Source organism: Bacillus sp. FG16 (assembly GCF_057809515.1).
In genome coordinates this window covers 59,138-74,680 of record NZ_JBMDKC010000010.1, presented here as the reverse complement: position 1 = coordinate 74,680, position 15,543 = coordinate 59,138, and the positions used below count along the sequence as shown (strand labels likewise).

Below are 15,543 nucleotides of genomic sequence, written 5' to 3'. Positions count from 1 at the left end.
GTTCAAGGATAAAAACCTTGAACTCCTTTTATATTAATTAGCACATTGTTTATTATCAGTATCAATAGACCATCCAATAATCGTGGCACAGTCTCTACCTTTCCACTGCAGTACATTTGTTAATACGGGCTCAATCTGCAAGCTATTTCCGTCGTGCAATATTTCTACTAAAGATTGATCATCATCAAACCTTCGTTTGTCACACTCTAAAATACCGTCCGTTGCCATTACAATGTGATTCATTCCTTTTTCTAATCCTCTTACACCTGACGTAAAGCAAGGTGTATTTGCTGCAAAAATATTTTTCCTGCCAATATATTCGTAATTCTTCCGTTTATTTAATCGTCCTTTTCCATTTTTCGTTTTCTCAGAATGGAATAAATACGCGAAACAATCACCAACTGATAACCAATATAAAAATTCGCCTTTTCGTAAACAAATTAAGCAAGCGAGTTCCTCATCATCTTGATCACACTTTTTAATAAATAACTCATCTGTAAATAACGCTAATAAGTACATATGTGTATGATGGAAAGCTAAATGTATTGGATATGAGAATAACTCTTTTAGTTTTTCTTTTCTTTCCGAAATCGCTTCTATTATATAATCTATATTTTTTGTTTTGTGATGTGTATCAAAAATCATAACAAATTCAAATTGTAATTCAGGATCCCACCAAGCCAGCACCGCATCTCCTCGTTCATATGCATCACTCTCTTGATTTCCCCCATATACGCCGACTGAAAGAGGACCACATTTTTCAACATGTATTTCATCTACATACATCTGTTCATGACTAATCCATTTGAATGTATTCACAGCTATCATCCTCTCTCTTGCTAAATGTATACCTTTACACATAGATTACCTTATATTTCAATAAAAATAAACTTTTTCAACATTTTTTATCCAAATAAAAGGATTTTATTTCTAAAACAACGAATATATCTTACTATACGATATAAAAAGGGGATTTATTATTATGAACAACATTAATCAACATTGGGAGAGCATTTATTATCACTTACGATACGAATACGAGGACAACCTTTCCCACCAAGCAATTCGTATTTTACAAATCGTTTCTCGTGAGAAAGATATAACAATTGGAAAAGTCGCTACTGAGCTTAGTCTTTCTCATAACACAGCGTCTGAACACATAAAGCGCCTTATTCAAAAGGGCTTCATCATTAAAGAGCGAAATAAAAAAGATGAAAGAGTTGTAAACCTTACATTAACAATTGAAGGAATTGAAGTATTAGAAAAACATACTTTACTAGATAAAGAAAAGATAAAAATATTAGAATCACAGTTATCAAAAGAAGAACAACAATTAATTGAAAAAGCATTTTCGTTATTAGCGAAGGAGGCAAAATATGCATTTCCTCGTTAAAGTAATCGTTTCGGCACTTATTATCGGCATTATCACTGAAGTCGCTAAACATTACAGTACGATAGGTGGCTTTATTGCTGCCCTTCCTCTCGTGAGTTTACTTAGTCTATTTTGGATTTCATTCGAAGGCGGAAATAAACAAGAATTGAGTCAATTTGCTTTAGGGGTATTATATGGATTCCCCGCATCAGCACTACTATTATTTATCGTCTATATTGGTTTGAAAAATTCATTTACACTTAGTACCTCTGTCTTACTCGGTATAGGTGTTTGGTGTATCGTTTTTGCTTTTCAAAAATTATTTCAAGCTTAGGAGGAATTAACATTCATAAATTTGTAGAAATAATGGGGCGAAATATAGAAGTACATATAAAAGGAAGTGGTAAACAAACTGTAGTCATTCAAACCGGAATGAGTTGCTCATTTTATGATTGGTTTCCTATTATAGAAAAGCTTTCAGAGCACTTTACAGTCGTTTCATACCATCGCCCAGGTTACGGAAAAAGTGATTTAGGCAATCAGCCGCGTACAATAAGGCAAGTTACAAAAGAGCTATATATGTTAATAAACAAACTAGCTATTCAAGAGCCACTTATTCTAATCGGTCATTCCTATGGAGGATTATGTGCACAACATTTTGCGATGTTACATGAAGATAAGCTGCAAGCACTTATTTTAGTTGATTCTACTTCGATGAACTTACACCGTTTAGATGAACTTCATTTACCAATTTCTGATCAAACTGATTCTGATGATGTTTGGTTTCAAAAATATAATATATATTCCAAAATGGATGTAGACACACTTTATAATGAACTAAAACCTATTCTCACCGATCAATCAAAACAGCAAATTGAATTCTCTACCTCGCCTTCATTATATAAAGCGACAGCTTCTGAACTATCGGAGTGGAAAAACTGTGCTCTCTCACTAAAAGAGCTATGTAAAACATTAGAAATACCATTAATCGTTATCGGTAGAGATCCTCAATATTCTATTACTCAATTGACTAATGGCGGCATGCCAAAAGTGGAAGCAACACAACTTGAAGCAATGTGGCAAGAACTAATTCACGAACAATTACACCTCTCAACTAACAACCAATATATTCTTGCCGAACATGCTAGTCACGGTATAGAAAATGATCGACCAGATATTATTATTGAGGCAATTCATTTCTTACAAATAAAAAAAGGAAGCAACTAAAGCTGCTTCCTTACTTATCTATTCATAATCTTCTTCATCATCGATTTCTTCGTAATATGAACTTCCATTACTTACATATATAGGGCCATTCGCAACATCAATACGTAGTACCCACGCCCATGGCACAGCTAAACGTTTATGTATCGCTCGCCAAAAGCTCATTGATTTTCTTTCGTACTCCTGGAACTCCTGAAGTAACTCTTTGTAGGAGGAACCGTCTAACTGAATATTTGCTTCTAACAAACGAGAATGGGCATAGTACTGTAACTCTAGTTCAGCAGCAATTTCCATTTCTTCTTCCGTTGCCATACCAATAATTGTTCCATCTTCTGGTGCAATTTCATATACGTTTTGAACTTCAATAAGCCCTTCTTTCTCTTTCTCAAACATGTAAACAGCCTCCTTTAACATATATTTTTTATGTTACAAAGTCATACTTCTACAATAACTTCTCTCTTTCCTCTTTTTTTGATAAACTTTTACAAAATATTTAACCGATGACCTGTTTTCTCTATTCTTTCAGCAGAAATGAAACGATTTTTATCAAAATTTAATTGATACACATCAGGCATATGAAGTGTTTTCCAAAACTCAAAGTCATATTTCGAATTAAAATAATTCATGAGTAATACCATAATATTTCCATGCGTACCTATTACAATATTCTTACCTTCATATTGTTTTAATATATTTTGCATACATATTACAGCGCGCCTTTGTGCGACATCATTCGATTCTCCGCCTTCGTATGCAAAACTCCAATCTTCCCACACATTCTGCATAGCATCATTAAAATTTGATACCGGTTCTGTGCTCAATAATCTTTCACGCAAATCTTCTTCTGTTTGTATTAATAATTTATATGTATTCGCAATTCCTTGTACAGTTTGGATTGCTCTTTTATACGGGCTAGAAATCACAACCTCAATATGTTTATCTTTTAATAAGCGTGTTACATTCTCTGCATCTAAGTAACCTTTTTCAGATAAAGGTCGCTCCCGTTCTTCTTTTGTATAGGTAGAATGGGCATGGCGAACGAAATAGATTGTTGTCATTTATTCATCTCCTTTTTCCGTTTCTACCCAAATTCAATACATTACCATCAAATCCCTTTACCTTTATAATAAGTGCTTTCAAATTTAAATGTTGATTTTCATATTAATAAAAGGGAAACACCCCATATGGTGTTTCCCTCATTTAAAATAGACTACATTCAATTAAATACTTTATCAATTTTATTTCTATCGTATTCTAATATCCAATCATTATATGTATTATAAATATCCCTAATTGTATCAGGAGAGGTAGCTAATACATCACAACCTCTATCATCATAGACGTGAAATATAGTATTCTTGTTAACATTTATAAAATACACCCTATGAAAAATACTCGGTTTTATTCCCATATCTTGATTACAAATTGCTTTTAGCATAGGAATGTATGTAAAGTCAGAGATTTTACATTTCAAAGTATATCTATGTGTTTTATATGCTCCATCTTCATCTTCTTCTGGAAAAACATAAGGGATTGTATTTTTCTGTAACTTAAACAAATCGGACTTCTCTTTGACATACTTAGAAAAGATATTCAATTTCTGTTTGAAAATTTCACCATTTGCATAGTCATTTACATCCACTACAATATAAATATCATCTTTTGTTGAATGTAAAGACTGAAATAAAGTAATCGTCCTTTTATAAACGCCTTCTAAATATAGACAATTTTCATAAATGTTATTACATTCATAGTCCACACCTAATCTAAAACGAATACCAATATCCCAATTATAAAATAGAGGTGGTCTAAGTTCTAAATTCGGAAACGTTTCAAGCATATACTCATTCAACCTCATCTCAATACCTACCTTTAATAGCATGTTGTTTACATAATAAAATTATTTTATTATAATTTATTTCTAAACTCTTCATCTGTTATAGCATCTTGAATAAAATAATTTATATTATTTCTCAGCTTTTGATATACAACTTGATCTTCTATATCGTTAAACATAATGACAGCTTCTATCTTATTACCTTTCTTATCTGTACTATACAAACTTTTGGTCAATACGAATGCGGTAGATCCACCTTTTTGACCAGCAAATTCTAACTTACTATTATTAACTGTGCCTTTGAAAATATTCTCGATTTCTTCTTGCATTAATTTAGGAAAATAATTTCTACTATTTATTTTTTCCATTATACTCATATAATCTTTAGCGTTTGCACTCACTAATCGATCTGACCAAATTCGCTGAAATTCCATATCTACCTTTAATGGAATTTCACGTTTTTTCCATTCTTCTTCATCTTTCATCCATTCATGAATTTGTAACACATGTTTATTATACTCATCCTTTGACATGTTACGTATCATTTCTAATGATTGATTTTCTGGCTTATGAAGCTCTTTTTCTACATACCCTCTCATATATAGTGAAGCTGTATACGAAGTGAACTTATCATGACTAGTAAGCTCTAACTCATTTATACTTTCATTTACTCTTTCTATTCCAAGCTTATCTAACAAATATGTTGTATTTGCGTTAGAACTATAATGAATCATTCCTTTAGCGACTTCTTCTAAAGCGATTTGTCCATTTTTCACTAATTCTCTCGCTTTGGCATCTTCTAACCAGTTAGGATGTGCTCCACCATCAGTATCTTTAACGTAATATTTTTCTAGCTCGTGCAATGAAATTTGTTCATCACGACTTATTTTTCCTTCTGACACTTGCTTAGCAAATTCAACTGCTATTACGATTTTTGCCGTACTCGCTAATGGCAATTTTTTATTTTCATTTATAGATGTTAATATCTCACCATTTTTTCTAATCAGTAATGAACATGTCTCATCGTCTTTATGTTCTTTTATATAGGTTAATACGTAATCAGAATCTTTTTTTGACAAATAATACTTCATTATGACAAAGAAAGCTATAATTGCTACTATAATCACTCCTGCAACAATTCCTATAATCTTTAATATGTTCACAATATACCTCCTCTAACAAATTTCCTTCTATATCATAATTATACCGAACTAAATTACAAAATTATACAAAACAGAATAACTCTTCCTACACATAAAGAATTATTATTTTATTTCACACTGTATTGCACGAAAAAATCTCATGAATATGTCTAACATTCACATAACAAAAAAACATGCTTTCATGATGAGAGCATGTTTTGTGATATTCTTCACATTGTTTCGTTAAAAAATTATCTTTTTATTTACCATGATGTAACATTAAATCACTAAGTTCTTCTTCAATGTGATTTAATTTCGCAACGCCTTCTTTCCATTTATGAATATAACGTGAAACCCCAACGAAAAACAAAACAATAATTGTGGAAAGAATAATACCATATACGATTGCTACAGTACTCATAGTTACACTTCCTTATAATTAGTAATGTGGTTATTAGTTATATTTTTATTATAAACCTTTTTCTTTTAAAATACTTCGATTTCAACTTTTTGTAACAAAATTGATTTTTCTAACATTTTGTTCGTAAAAATGGCATATTTTTCACAAATTATACAAAACTTCACCATATGTACTATTACCATATGAGTTATATTATTAAATAGAATAAAGGGGATGATATACTATGACGACTTGGTTTATTGTGATGTTAGTTGTATTTGGAGCATTTAAAATTATCGTTTCTAGCCTTCCTAACACTGTTATTGAATCCATTATTAGTAAGTACGAAACACATCCACAACTTGACGAAGAGAATGTGACTATTACAATTCACGGAAATAACGTAGAAGGCGAAAAGAAATCAAAAATTATTCATGATTTTAACGAAGGTTTATTTTTAGATCGCTATTATGCACCACCCCATAATGAAGGCACTCCTTTAATTATCAATGCAAAACGTGGTAAAAAAGATTTCACATTTTATATTTACAGTCATGAAGAGCATGTTGATGTTGTAAAACAATATAAAAAGAAGGTAGTTGCTTATAGTTTACGCTCTAAAAATCTTCAAAACAGTGATATGTTCGTGTCAGCTGATTTAGCTTAATACTCATATATAAAAAGGAATCCACGAAATATGGATTCCTTTTTTCTCATTTACTGAAAAATAAGCTCTGTCTTTAAACTATCTTTCGGTAACAACCAGTCTTTTTTCTCTAAACTCCCCATTAATAATTCCCTTTGTTTTGTCGCAATACTTTCTTCATTTGTTTTAAATGACACTTCTATTACGAAGTCATCTTCTAATTTCCCAGTATTACTTAATGGCCAAATTTCAATATTTGCTTTTATGTTTTCAAACTCTCCTGTATATCGCTTCATTAATACAGGACCGTAAATACGGGAATTCTTTAACATCTCTTCTCCCCAATTTGTATACAACCATTTGTTCATTTTCCCTGGTAATTTTTCTATTAACATGTTTTGAGCAGCTTGTTCATTTGGTAAATCCAGTATCCCATATCCTTTAGCACTGTAGCTTTTCTTATTTGAAATGCTTAATGTTTTCTTCTCAAATCCCCAATCTATTTCCGCCTCATAACTATCCGTATTACTATCGAATCCTTCTTTTTTAGCTACTTCTAGTGCATCTTGAATTACACCATTTTGAATAGGGTATCTTTTTTTATATGTTAGTTCAAAATCTTTACTAAATTCTTTTTTTCGAATTCTAGCAAACCAACCTTCATCACTTAAACTTTTATTCGCAGTATCTAAAAATTGCACTTGTATTCTTTCATATTTTGTACCCGCATGGAAATGTTCTAGCACCTCTTGCTTCATCTCTTTGTTATAACCTAATACTTGTTCTGGCTTTAATAATAACTTCACTTCAAAACTAGGTTTCATTGGACTAGCAGTAAACCCTTCCTTAACGTTATAAAGGAAACAACAAAAGAAAATGCTTACGAATACAAATACTTTTTTCATATACCTATCCCCTTTGTATTTTAACTGACTTCTATACGTTCCATTGCAAGTGAATATACATTTTCATATCCTGCTGTACTTAGCTTTTGTTGTAATCGATCCGTATCCTCTTTCAAAGCGTGCACTAGCACCGTATGTTCTGGTAATAATGTATTTAACATCTTTTTAACGTCTCTTATACTTTGGTGAACTTTATACGAAACTCGATTCACCCTACATGTACTCCTTACATGTTCTTTCATAACTCTTTCTGCAAAACTCCCTTTAGCAATATGCCCAGTAAAAATAACGGAATTCCGTTTTTCATTCCGAAGCTGTTCATAGTATAACTGTGCTCGTTTCGTTTGCATATTCGCATCACTCATTATAACTATTCCGTAACTATTTTGCATACTAATGTCATTATCCATCACTATTATGTTTCTTTTTAACCTCTCCATAATCCATTTAAATTCTTCATTATTTTTTATCCAATCTTTATATGCGAACATCTCTTCAAATCCAGCCAAGATTTCTTTATCTACTATAAGAGGAAATTCTTTATATCGTTCATATAAATACAATACTATATCTTGCGCCCTACCAAGCGCGGGCAATGGTAGTAATGCTATTCCTTTATTTTGCACAACTCGTTCAATTTCTGCACATAGTTCGTTGACACGTTCATTTTGCGAAATATCATCTGTGTGATAAGCGGCATCTACAATTGCGACTTTTATATTGTGGCCCAATTTCTCAGGTAAATTAGCTCGTAGTATATTAGACTCTGCTGAATAGTCGCCTGAATAAAATACGTATGTATTATACATATCAACTAAAAACCAAACAGCTCCCAATACATGCCCACTATATCCCCATTGAAACCGCAATGTAGGAGTAATTTGTACCCATTCATTTGGATTGCTAATCTCATCAATACATACATAATTTAAATCTTTTATGTGTTGGTCGCTATAAGGTAAATCCCACCCTTGCATCACATTATAGTTTCTCCATTTTTCATAATATAACGGCAGTTGCTCCTTCGTATAACGAGTCGTCCAAATTTTTTTCTTATAGCCATACTTCGCTAATAAAGGTAAACCCATCGTATGATCTTCATGAATATGTGATAAAAATACCGCATCTAAAAACGGAACAGCTTCTCTCTCTATTTTTGGATAACTATCCTCATAAGATCGATTAATACCACAATCAAATACTATTTTCGCCTCTTTATTTTTTACAAAATAGCAGGAGCGACCGTATTCTCCTGCTCCTCCCCATACTTCCACTCTCATCATGCTACCCCTTTTCGTTTTTGCTCCATATGTTGCAGCAGTAATAAGCATATTGTTGTAAGTCCAACAGAAACAACGGCCATCGCCATTCCTATAGATACTTCACCCTGTTCAAATTGAGCAAAAATAAATGTTGCTGAAGTTTCTACTGATGGAGGTAATACGAGAAGCGATGCTACTAACTCTCTTATCGAAATTGTAAATGTCATCGCCCATCCAGCAAGAATACCCGGGATAATAAGAGGCAATATTATTTTTCTAAAAATATAAATATAATTTCCAGAAAAAATACTTCCGGCCTGCATGAGAGAATCATCAATTTGTCCGAGTGATGATTTTACATATTGCACCGTGTAAGGTAAAAACAGAACAACATACGTTACGATAACCATGATTGGTGTATTGTAAATTGACAGGGGCATATATGGTGAATTCCAAAACAAAATAAGACCTACAACCATAACGATTCCTGGTACCATATTCGGTAACATACCGCACATATCAAGCCACTTTTCAGAGGATTTTTTCCCCTTTCGAATCATAAGTGCCAAAAAGACTCCAATAATTACCGCAATAATCGCTGTTACGAGCGAAAAAAGAAAACTATTCCATAAAGCCTCTAATCCCGGAGATCCCATCGTAAACAATGCCTCATAATGGCTTGTTGTTAAGTTATTTACATGTAATCCGCCGCCTCTTAATTTTGACAAAGAAGCAATAAGTATAGAAAAGTATGGAATTCCAATTGATACGATTAATAAACCAATTACATACATCCATGCTACAACGCGCGTAAATATAGACAAAGTATATCTTTTAGATTTCACACCTTTTCCACTAACCATTGCATATGAATACTTTCGATTCAATACATTTTGCATATACCAAATGAGCATACAAGCACTAAGTAATAAAGAAGATAATGCTGTTGCACTACTAAAATCAATTGGCCAACTCGAAATAAATTTATGAATTTCTGATGTTAATACGTGAAATCCTATTCTACGTCCGAATGTAGCCGGTGTTCCAAATTCAGCAATCGTCTTTACGAAAATGAGTAAAGCACCCATTACATAACTTGATACTAATAACGGCAATATTATTTTTCTTAAACGATAGAAAAAACTTCCGCCATGAACTGCTGCAGCTTCTTCTTTACTACTCCCAATCTGAAGTAACGTGTTTTTCAGCATGAAATAAAGGAATGGGAATAAATGCAGGCTCATAATTAAGACCATACCTCCTAAACTAAAAAACGATGATGAAACTGTCTTTAGCATCGGAAGAAATTGTTCAAAATAGCCGTTAGGTTGCATGAACAAAATCCAGCCCATCGATCCAATATACGGCGGTGTCATAAATGGAATCATAAAAACAATATCTAACTTACTATACTTTCCTACATCTGTTTTGCTCATAATAAACGCCAATGGAAATGCAAATATTGTAGCTCCTATTACAACGAGTACACCTAGAAGCATCGAATTTAGAAAAATCCCAGCTAATCCACCACTCTGTATCACTTCAAAAGGCTTTAAAAAATTCCAACTGCTATTTTCATATACACTAGAAAATAAAATAAGAAAAAGTGGAATGACGATTAACATCACCACAAGTAATAACGATACCGTCATTCCAACTTGTCTTACTGATACGAATCGATTTACCATGGAATCACCATCTTATTGAAATACTTTCTTAAATTGTTTTCCTATTTCATCTTGCTCTTTCTCAACTGTTTTCCAATCAATATTTAATACTGGAATCTCTTCTACATTTGGTCTATTTTCAGCTTTTATATCTGTTCTACCAGGCAATAAATACACTTTAGCAACTTGTTTTTGTACATCATCGGATAATAAATAATCAATAAACTCTTTTGCACCTTCAACATTTTTACTATCCTTCATAATCCCCGCTGCACGTGGGCTAATAACTGTTCCGCTTTTTGGATATACAATATCAACAGGTTCACCCTTTGCTTTTGCGCTATACGTCATATAATCAACACCCGCAATGACCATATCTTTCGCACCTGTCACAACTGGGTCTAACGCTTCCTGATTTGCTCCTGCTACTGTAACTTCATTTTTCTTAAGCTGCTCAAATAAATTCCATCCATCTTGTCCATTCTTTTTCACGTATCCTGTTACAAAATCTAATGCTGAACCTGAAAGTGCTGGATCTGGAAGATTCGCTTTCCCTTTCCATTCTCCTTTCGTTATATCGCTCCAATCTTCAGGTGCTGTCTTCACATTTTTTGTATTGTATACAATTCCTAATGCTGAAGCACTATACCCGAAATAATTTCCTTTATCATCTGACCATTCTGGACGAAGCTTATCAGCTTGTTTCGCTTCTTTATAAGCTAACGTTTGCCCCTCTTTCTTTAACCCTTCCATCGCTGGTAAGGAAGCGAGTACGACAACATCAACGACTGGATTTTTCTTTTCAGCTTCCATTCTCGCTAAAATTTTTCCAGTTGTCCCTTGAAACATTTCCACTTTTATACCAGTTTTCTTTTCAAAGTCCTTTTGTATTTTTTCTGCTAATCCTTTTGGTCCTGCACTATATACAACAATTTTCTTTTCATTCGAATTTTTACTCTTTGCATCTGCATTACCTGTCTTTGAACTACAACCTGTTACTACAGTAGAAAATAGTAAAGTACATACAAATAAAGACTTAAGCGAACTGAATTTCTTCATACGATTCTCCCCCTATATGATGAATACATTTTTTTGGTACATATAACGATACTGGTTTCCCGATGCTTAGCTTACTATTGTTATAGGCTGTCCAGATGCCTAAAGTCCCCATATTTATTTTCACTTCATAACGTTCCCCTACATATGTAACGTGCTTAATTTCACCTGTATACATTTCGCACACATCATTTTTTGTCCAACTCACATGCTCTGGACGAATCATTTTCTTACCCTCTACAAGCCAATTCGCCTTACCAACAAATTTGGCAACAAATTCATGAGACGGTTTCACATAAATATCTTCCGGTGTTCCTTTTTGTAATACTTCTCCTTGTTTCATGACAATAATTTGGTCTGACATTGACATTGCTTCTGTTTGGTCGTGAGTGACATACAGTGCAGTTAAACCAATGGAATGAACGATATCCATAAGCTCTATTCTCATTTCTTCTCGCAAAATTGCATCGAGTGCACTTAGTGGTTCATCAAACAATATAAAATGAGGTTTTGTTACAATTGCTCTAGCGAATGCGACACGTTGTTGCTGTCCACCAGAAAGTTCGTGTGGATACCTTTTCTCCATACCTTGCAAGCGAACTCGCTTTATCGCATCTTCTACTTTTTCTCGTAAATGATTTGTTTGCTTTGTAGCCCTTAAACCAAATGCAACATTTTCAAAAACAGTCATGTGCGGCCATAAAGCAAAATCTTGAAATACCATACCGATATTCCGTTCATGAGGAGATGTCTTTATCTTTTTTGTAGCAGAATACATGCACTGGTCTCCAAAATATATTTCTCCCTTATCCGGTTCTTCAAGCCCTGCTATCATTCTAAGTAAAGTCGTTTTCCCACACCCCGAAGGCCCTAAAAGTGTAGTGAATTCCCCTTGTTTCATTACAATCTGCAACGGCTTTAACGCCTGTGTTTTTCCAAATGTCTTTTCTAATCCACTAATTTTAATATCCATTGCTTCACCTCTCTCCCCTCATTCTTAACCTGCTTTCATTCTATATGGAAGATTTATACTGAATGTTAATGTACTGTAAAGATTAAATTAAAAAACTTCTAATAAACTATTTATTTCTATAGATTTTTTCTATAGTTAAAATAAAAAAGGCGGCAATTCATAATGAATCTCTTAAAATTAGAAATTGTAGTACTTATTAAGAAATACAAAAAGCTTACAATCGTTGCAGAAAAACTTGGCGTTAAACAACCAACTATTACATTTCATATAAAAAGCTTAGAAGAAGAACTCGGTGTGTCTTTATTCGAATTACGTTCTGGAAGGTATTTCTTAACAGAAGCTGGTGAGGCTTTGCATCATTATGCTTCTAAAATAGATGCACTTATGAAAGAAGCTAGACGTGTCACGCAAGAGTTTAAAGATTTTCATAAAGGTGCTATAACAATTGGTGCTAGTTATGTACCAGCGACTTATCTTTTGCCAGAAGTCGTTCATCAATTTCAATGTGAATTTCCCAATATAAAAATAACACTACTAGTGAAAACAGCCCCTGAAATTCGAATGATGCTACAAAATCACGAAATCGATCTTGGGATAATTTCCGCTGCTCCATTTGATGAACCACTTTTAAAACAAACGAATATAATGCCCGATACACTTGTTCTTGCCTTTTCCAAAGAACATCATTTTTCAAAGAAAGACAATGTATCGTTACAAAATATCGAAAAGGAACGCATACTATTGCATCGTAATCCATCTACAACGAGAGATTTACTTACACAATGGACGTTAGCGCACAACATTACATTCCAATCTGAAATTGAATTAGACTCATTAGAAACGATGAAACAAATTTTAAAATATGGTAATGGAATTGCCTTTATTTCTAAACTTGCTATCGAGCAAGAAATACAACGAAATGAGCTATGCTATATACCAATCCCTGAATTTGAATTTCAGCGTAACATTTATACGATTCATCATGAGGACAGATGGAATTCTAAAATCATTTCTTTTTTACTACAGAGCATCACTTCATTTGCAACAAAAAATTAAAAGGCTGTCGTTATGCACGACAGCCTTTTAAACTATAAATCTATTTATTTTTCTTTGCCTCAATTTTTGCTTGCGCCTCTTCAGCCTTATCTAATGCTTCTGATACTTTCTTCTCTTTTTCTTTCACTTCATCTATACTATCGACAGCTTTAATAATTTTATCGATTCCTTCTTCTTCTACCTTTCTACGCTTTGCCACTCTTTCATTTACTTTCTCTTCCACATCTTTTGCTTTTTGAAGCATATTCTCTGCATTTGATGTTACGGCTTTTTCAAGTTCATCATCTTTTTTCTTTTGTAACACTTCATTTGCAATGTCTTTCGCTTCTAAATACTTACCGTCTTTTAATGCTGTTGCTCCGTGATCCATTTTCTCAGCAACTTCTTTATATGATTTGGCTTCATTTCCTGATTTCTCTTTTTCTGCTTTTTCGAACCACATTGTTGCATCACTATACTTTTCATCTTTCAATGATTGCATACCTGTTTCAATATATGTGTCATAATTGCTACATCCAGCCATTACGACTAATAGAAAAAGCATAACAAAACTTAATTTTTTCATGCTGTTGTCTCCTTTTCTTTGCAAGCTCACTTTACTTTAACATACATGAAAAAGAGTTTCAAAAACTAAAATACCAATTTAGTCATTTTTATAATAATAAGTCAAATTTTTATTATTTTCTTATTTTTAAGCGGACACATCTACTTGTTTTTTCGCCATATGTTGCTTTACTCCAACTAATACAACTAACAATAAACCTCCGCCTATTGTCATCATAACAATGCTAGTTGGCAACATATCTAATAGTAGTCCATATACAATCATACCAAGTGGTGCGATTGCAGTCGCAATTGTTTCAAGTAGGCCAAACACACGCCCTAGGTAGCTCGGGTCTGTCGTTTTTTGCATATGTACTTGCATTGGAATGTTTACAATCATAATTGCTATACCAGTTAACATCATAAAAGCAATATAGTAAATAAAACTTGCTAATTTTGGAATGATAACTAACAACGGAAAGACTGTACATAAACTTAAACCTGCAAACAAAAACAGTCCAGTATAAATAGAACGAAACGGATTATTCACTTCTTTACGCACTGATAAAGCAATCGCTCCCATTAGCATCCCGACTGCTAACATTCCCTCTACAGTACCGAGTTGCTTTGAAGATAAATGCAATGTATGGACGATAATATATGGAAGTGCAACTGTTAGACCACACGCAAAAAAGTTTACCCACAATGCTATTTTCATTAAACCATATATTTCACGTTGTCTTTTTACATATAAAAAACCTTCTTTTATACTCGTCAAGAAATGCTCTGTACTCTCAGCCACTTCTTTTTTATATAAATCAAATACGATAAATAATTGCAAAATAACTGCTAAAAAGAACGTAATACTATTTAATAGGAAAAACGATTTAATTGAAAAGAAACCATATACAACTCCGCCAATAATCGGCCCTAAAATATTTGATAAAGAAGCCGCCGTTTGATTTAAAGCACTCGCTTTTTGAATACGTCCTTCATCTACTAAACTCGGAATAGACGAAGTTAATGCAACGGAATAAAAACTTGCACAAATTGATAATAATGCTGCTGAAATATAAATAAAAAGAAGTGATGGTCCAAATATAGTAGCAAGAATAAACATACTAAGCATCGTTAAACTACTTAATAAATCAGTACCAATGACAAGCCATTTTCGATTCACACGGTCTGCTACAGCACCAGCAATTGGACCACAGATCATCCTTGGAAGTGATCCGCAAACGAGCGTAATTGCAAACCCCATCCCTGAACCAGTAGTCTTTAATACATATAACCCCATTGCGAACGTATAAATACCTGCGCCTAATAAAGACGTCATTTTTCCAATCATCATTAAAATGATATTTCTCGTTGCAATCTTCATTCTTGAATCATGTTGTCCTATACTTATATCTCCCATTTTTGACTCTCTCCCCTTAAAAGTTAAATTGTGTTAAACTTAT

General features: G+C 33.2%; 19 protein-coding genes. 5 read left to right on the top strand and 14 right to left on the bottom strand.

Annotated features, from left to right (window positions below):
- Nucleotides 1–33: 33 nt before the first annotated feature.
- Nucleotides 34–861 (bottom strand): PP2C family serine/threonine-protein phosphatase, encoded by an 828-nt coding sequence (locus ACODS7_RS06165; protein ID WP_002040904.1) that lies wholly within the window; start codon nt 859–861, stop codon nt 34–36.
- A 121-nt stretch (nt 862–982) separates the two neighbouring features.
- Between ACODS7_RS06165 and ACODS7_RS06160 the strand changes: the two genes are divergently transcribed.
- Genes ACODS7_RS06160 through ACODS7_RS06150 form a run of 3 tightly spaced genes read left to right on the top strand, consistent with a single transcriptional unit; the run spans nt 983 to nt 2,599 of the window.
- Nucleotides 983–1,393 (top strand): MarR family winged helix-turn-helix transcriptional regulator, encoded by a 411-nt coding sequence (locus tag ACODS7_RS06160; protein ID WP_016082148.1) that lies wholly within the window; start codon nt 983–985, stop codon nt 1,391–1,393.
- Nucleotides 1,377–1,706: a DUF3147 family protein gene (locus tag ACODS7_RS06155; protein ID WP_029441932.1), complete on the top strand. Its 330-nt coding sequence runs from the start codon at nt 1,377–1,379 to the stop codon at nt 1,704–1,706. Before ACODS7_RS06160 ends, ACODS7_RS06155 begins: the two co-directional genes overlap by 17 nt.
- Nucleotides 1,667–2,599, top strand: a complete 933-nt coding sequence (locus ACODS7_RS06150) for an alpha/beta fold hydrolase (protein WP_142333765.1) — start codon at nt 1,667–1,669, stop codon at nt 2,597–2,599. The genes ACODS7_RS06155 and ACODS7_RS06150 overlap by 40 nt, the downstream gene beginning before the upstream one ends.
- An 18-nt stretch (nt 2,600–2,617) precedes the next feature.
- Here ACODS7_RS06150 and ACODS7_RS06145 read toward each other — a convergent pair whose 3' ends face one another.
- The 6 genes from ACODS7_RS06145 to ACODS7_RS06120 all read right to left on the bottom strand — a co-directional run bounded on the left by ACODS7_RS06145 (nt 2,618) and on the right by ACODS7_RS06120 (nt 6,178).
- The gene (locus ACODS7_RS06145) at nt 2,618–2,989 is read right to left on the bottom strand and encodes a hypothetical protein (RefSeq protein WP_000461779.1); all 372 of its coding nucleotides are present in this window, start codon (nt 2,987–2,989) and stop codon (nt 2,618–2,620) included.
- 89 nt (nt 2,990–3,078) lie between these two features.
- Complete coding sequence (locus tag ACODS7_RS06140; RefSeq protein ID WP_098628982.1) at nt 3,079–3,654, bottom strand: histidine phosphatase family protein; 576 nt, start codon at nt 3,652–3,654, stop codon at nt 3,079–3,081.
- Between the two features lie 158 nt (nt 3,655–3,812).
- Nucleotides 3,813–4,436, bottom strand: a complete 624-nt coding sequence (locus ACODS7_RS06135; protein ID WP_142333770.1) for a DUF3885 domain-containing protein — start codon at nt 4,434–4,436, stop codon at nt 3,813–3,815.
- Nucleotides 4,437–4,504: 68 nt separating this feature from the next.
- Nucleotides 4,505–5,596, bottom strand: a complete 1,092-nt coding sequence (locus ACODS7_RS06130) for a serine hydrolase (RefSeq protein WP_098628984.1) — start codon at nt 5,594–5,596, stop codon at nt 4,505–4,507.
- 238 nt (nt 5,597–5,834) lie between these two features.
- Nucleotides 5,835–5,996, bottom strand: coding sequence for a hypothetical protein (locus ACODS7_RS06125; protein WP_000108701.1), 162 nt, complete (start codon nt 5,994–5,996; stop codon nt 5,835–5,837).
- A gap of 65 nt (nt 5,997–6,061) precedes the next feature.
- Nucleotides 6,062–6,178: a hypothetical protein gene (locus ACODS7_RS06120; protein ID WP_012593193.1), complete on the bottom strand. Its 117-nt coding sequence runs from the start codon at nt 6,176–6,178 to the stop codon at nt 6,062–6,064.
- Between the two features lie 41 nt (nt 6,179–6,219).
- On the opposite strand from ACODS7_RS06120, the gene ACODS7_RS06115 reads away from it, so the two are divergent.
- The gene (locus ACODS7_RS06115; protein ID WP_016082154.1) at nt 6,220–6,642 is read left to right on the top strand and encodes a YfmQ family protein; all 423 of its coding nucleotides are present in this window, start codon (nt 6,220–6,222) and stop codon (nt 6,640–6,642) included.
- A gap of 50 nt (nt 6,643–6,692) precedes the next feature.
- On the opposite strand, the gene ACODS7_RS06110 is transcribed toward ACODS7_RS06115, so the two are convergent.
- From ACODS7_RS06110 to ACODS7_RS06090, 5 genes are read right to left on the bottom strand one after another with little or no spacing between them, the layout of a single operon-like run.
- Nucleotides 6,693–7,526: a hypothetical protein gene (locus ACODS7_RS06110; RefSeq protein ID WP_088114231.1), complete on the bottom strand. Its 834-nt coding sequence runs from the start codon at nt 7,524–7,526 to the stop codon at nt 6,693–6,695.
- 20 nt (nt 7,527–7,546) lie between these two features.
- Entirely contained in the window at nt 7,547–8,809 is a 1,263-nt protein-coding gene (locus ACODS7_RS06105; protein WP_043936907.1) for an MBL fold metallo-hydrolase, read from the bottom strand.
- Complete coding sequence (locus ACODS7_RS06100) at nt 8,806–10,476, bottom strand: ABC transporter permease (protein WP_043936908.1); 1,671 nt, start codon at nt 10,474–10,476, stop codon at nt 8,806–8,808. The genes ACODS7_RS06105 and ACODS7_RS06100 overlap by 4 nt, the downstream gene beginning before the upstream one ends.
- Nucleotides 10,477–10,488: 12 nt before the next feature.
- The gene (locus tag ACODS7_RS06095) at nt 10,489–11,514 is read right to left on the bottom strand and encodes an ABC transporter substrate-binding protein (RefSeq protein ID WP_098628985.1); all 1,026 of its coding nucleotides are present in this window, start codon (nt 11,512–11,514) and stop codon (nt 10,489–10,491) included.
- A complete protein-coding gene (locus ACODS7_RS06090) occupies nt 11,492–12,484 on the bottom strand; it encodes an ABC transporter ATP-binding protein (protein WP_098628986.1) in 993 nt (330 codons plus the stop codon). The genes ACODS7_RS06095 and ACODS7_RS06090 overlap by 23 nt, the downstream gene beginning before the upstream one ends.
- Before the next feature lie 162 nt (nt 12,485–12,646).
- On the opposite strand from ACODS7_RS06090, the gene ACODS7_RS06085 reads away from it, so the two are divergent.
- Nucleotides 12,647–13,540 carry a LysR family transcriptional regulator gene (locus ACODS7_RS06085; RefSeq protein WP_043936912.1) on the top strand — a complete coding sequence of 298 codons (894 nt, stop codon included), beginning with the start codon at nt 12,647–12,649 and terminating at the stop codon, nt 13,538–13,540.
- Between the two features lie 40 nt (nt 13,541–13,580).
- Here the strand turns inward: ACODS7_RS06085 and ACODS7_RS06080 are convergent, their stop codons facing one another.
- Together ACODS7_RS06080 and ACODS7_RS06075 are read right to left on the bottom strand one after the other, a co-directional pair.
- Nucleotides 13,581–14,105 (bottom strand): COG3014 family protein, encoded by a 525-nt coding sequence (locus tag ACODS7_RS06080; RefSeq protein WP_000736437.1) that lies wholly within the window; start codon nt 14,103–14,105, stop codon nt 13,581–13,583.
- 126 nt (nt 14,106–14,231) lie between these two features.
- A complete protein-coding gene (locus ACODS7_RS06075; protein ID WP_016082160.1) occupies nt 14,232–15,500 on the bottom strand; it encodes an MFS transporter in 1,269 nt (422 codons plus the stop codon).
- Nucleotides 15,501–15,543 lie beyond the last annotated feature (43 nt).

Excerpts from the sequence above, each read along its gene's own strand:
- ACODS7_RS06100 (WP_043936908.1), bottom strand. The coding sequence starts at position 10,476 with ATGGTAAATCGATTCGTATCAGTAAGACAAGTTGGAATGACGGTATCG.
- ACODS7_RS06075 (WP_016082160.1), bottom strand. The coding sequence starts at position 15,500 with ATGGGAGATATAAGTATAGGACAACATGATTCAAGAATGAAGATTGCA.
- ACODS7_RS06115 (WP_016082154.1), top strand. The coding sequence starts at position 6,220 with ATGACGACTTGGTTTATTGTGATGTTAGTTGTATTTGGAGCATTTAAA.
- ACODS7_RS06135 (WP_142333770.1), bottom strand. The coding sequence starts at position 4,436 with ATGCTTGAAACGTTTCCGAATTTAGAACTTAGACCACCTCTATTTTAT.
- ACODS7_RS06160 (WP_016082148.1), top strand. The coding sequence starts at position 983 with ATGAACAACATTAATCAACATTGGGAGAGCATTTATTATCACTTACGA.
- ACODS7_RS06140 (WP_098628982.1), bottom strand. The coding sequence starts at position 3,654 with ATGACAACAATCTATTTCGTTCGCCATGCCCATTCTACCTATACAAAA.
- ACODS7_RS06085 (WP_043936912.1), top strand. The coding sequence starts at position 12,647 with ATGAATCTCTTAAAATTAGAAATTGTAGTACTTATTAAGAAATACAAA.
- ACODS7_RS06105 (WP_043936907.1), bottom strand. The coding sequence starts at position 8,809 with ATGATGAGAGTGGAAGTATGGGGAGGAGCAGGAGAATACGGTCGCTCC.
- ACODS7_RS06090 (WP_098628986.1), bottom strand. The coding sequence starts at position 12,484 with ATGGATATTAAAATTAGTGGATTAGAAAAGACATTTGGAAAAACACAG.
- ACODS7_RS06120 (WP_012593193.1), bottom strand. The coding sequence starts at position 6,178 with ATGGTAATAGTACATATGGTGAAGTTTTGTATAATTTGTGAAAAATAT.
- ACODS7_RS06125 (WP_000108701.1), bottom strand. The coding sequence starts at position 5,996 with ATGAGTACTGTAGCAATCGTATATGGTATTATTCTTTCCACAATTATT.
- ACODS7_RS06095 (WP_098628985.1), bottom strand. The coding sequence starts at position 11,514 with ATGAAGAAATTCAGTTCGCTTAAGTCTTTATTTGTATGTACTTTACTA.
- ACODS7_RS06110 (WP_088114231.1), bottom strand. The coding sequence starts at position 7,526 with ATGAAAAAAGTATTTGTATTCGTAAGCATTTTCTTTTGTTGTTTCCTT.
- ACODS7_RS06155 (WP_029441932.1), top strand. The coding sequence starts at position 1,377 with ATGCATTTCCTCGTTAAAGTAATCGTTTCGGCACTTATTATCGGCATT.
- ACODS7_RS06145 (WP_000461779.1), bottom strand. The coding sequence starts at position 2,989 with ATGTTTGAGAAAGAGAAAGAAGGGCTTATTGAAGTTCAAAACGTATAT.
- ACODS7_RS06080 (WP_000736437.1), bottom strand. The coding sequence starts at position 14,105 with ATGAAAAAATTAAGTTTTGTTATGCTTTTTCTATTAGTCGTAATGGCT.
- ACODS7_RS06165 (WP_002040904.1), bottom strand. The coding sequence starts at position 861 with ATGTGTAAAGGTATACATTTAGCAAGAGAGAGGATGATAGCTGTGAAT.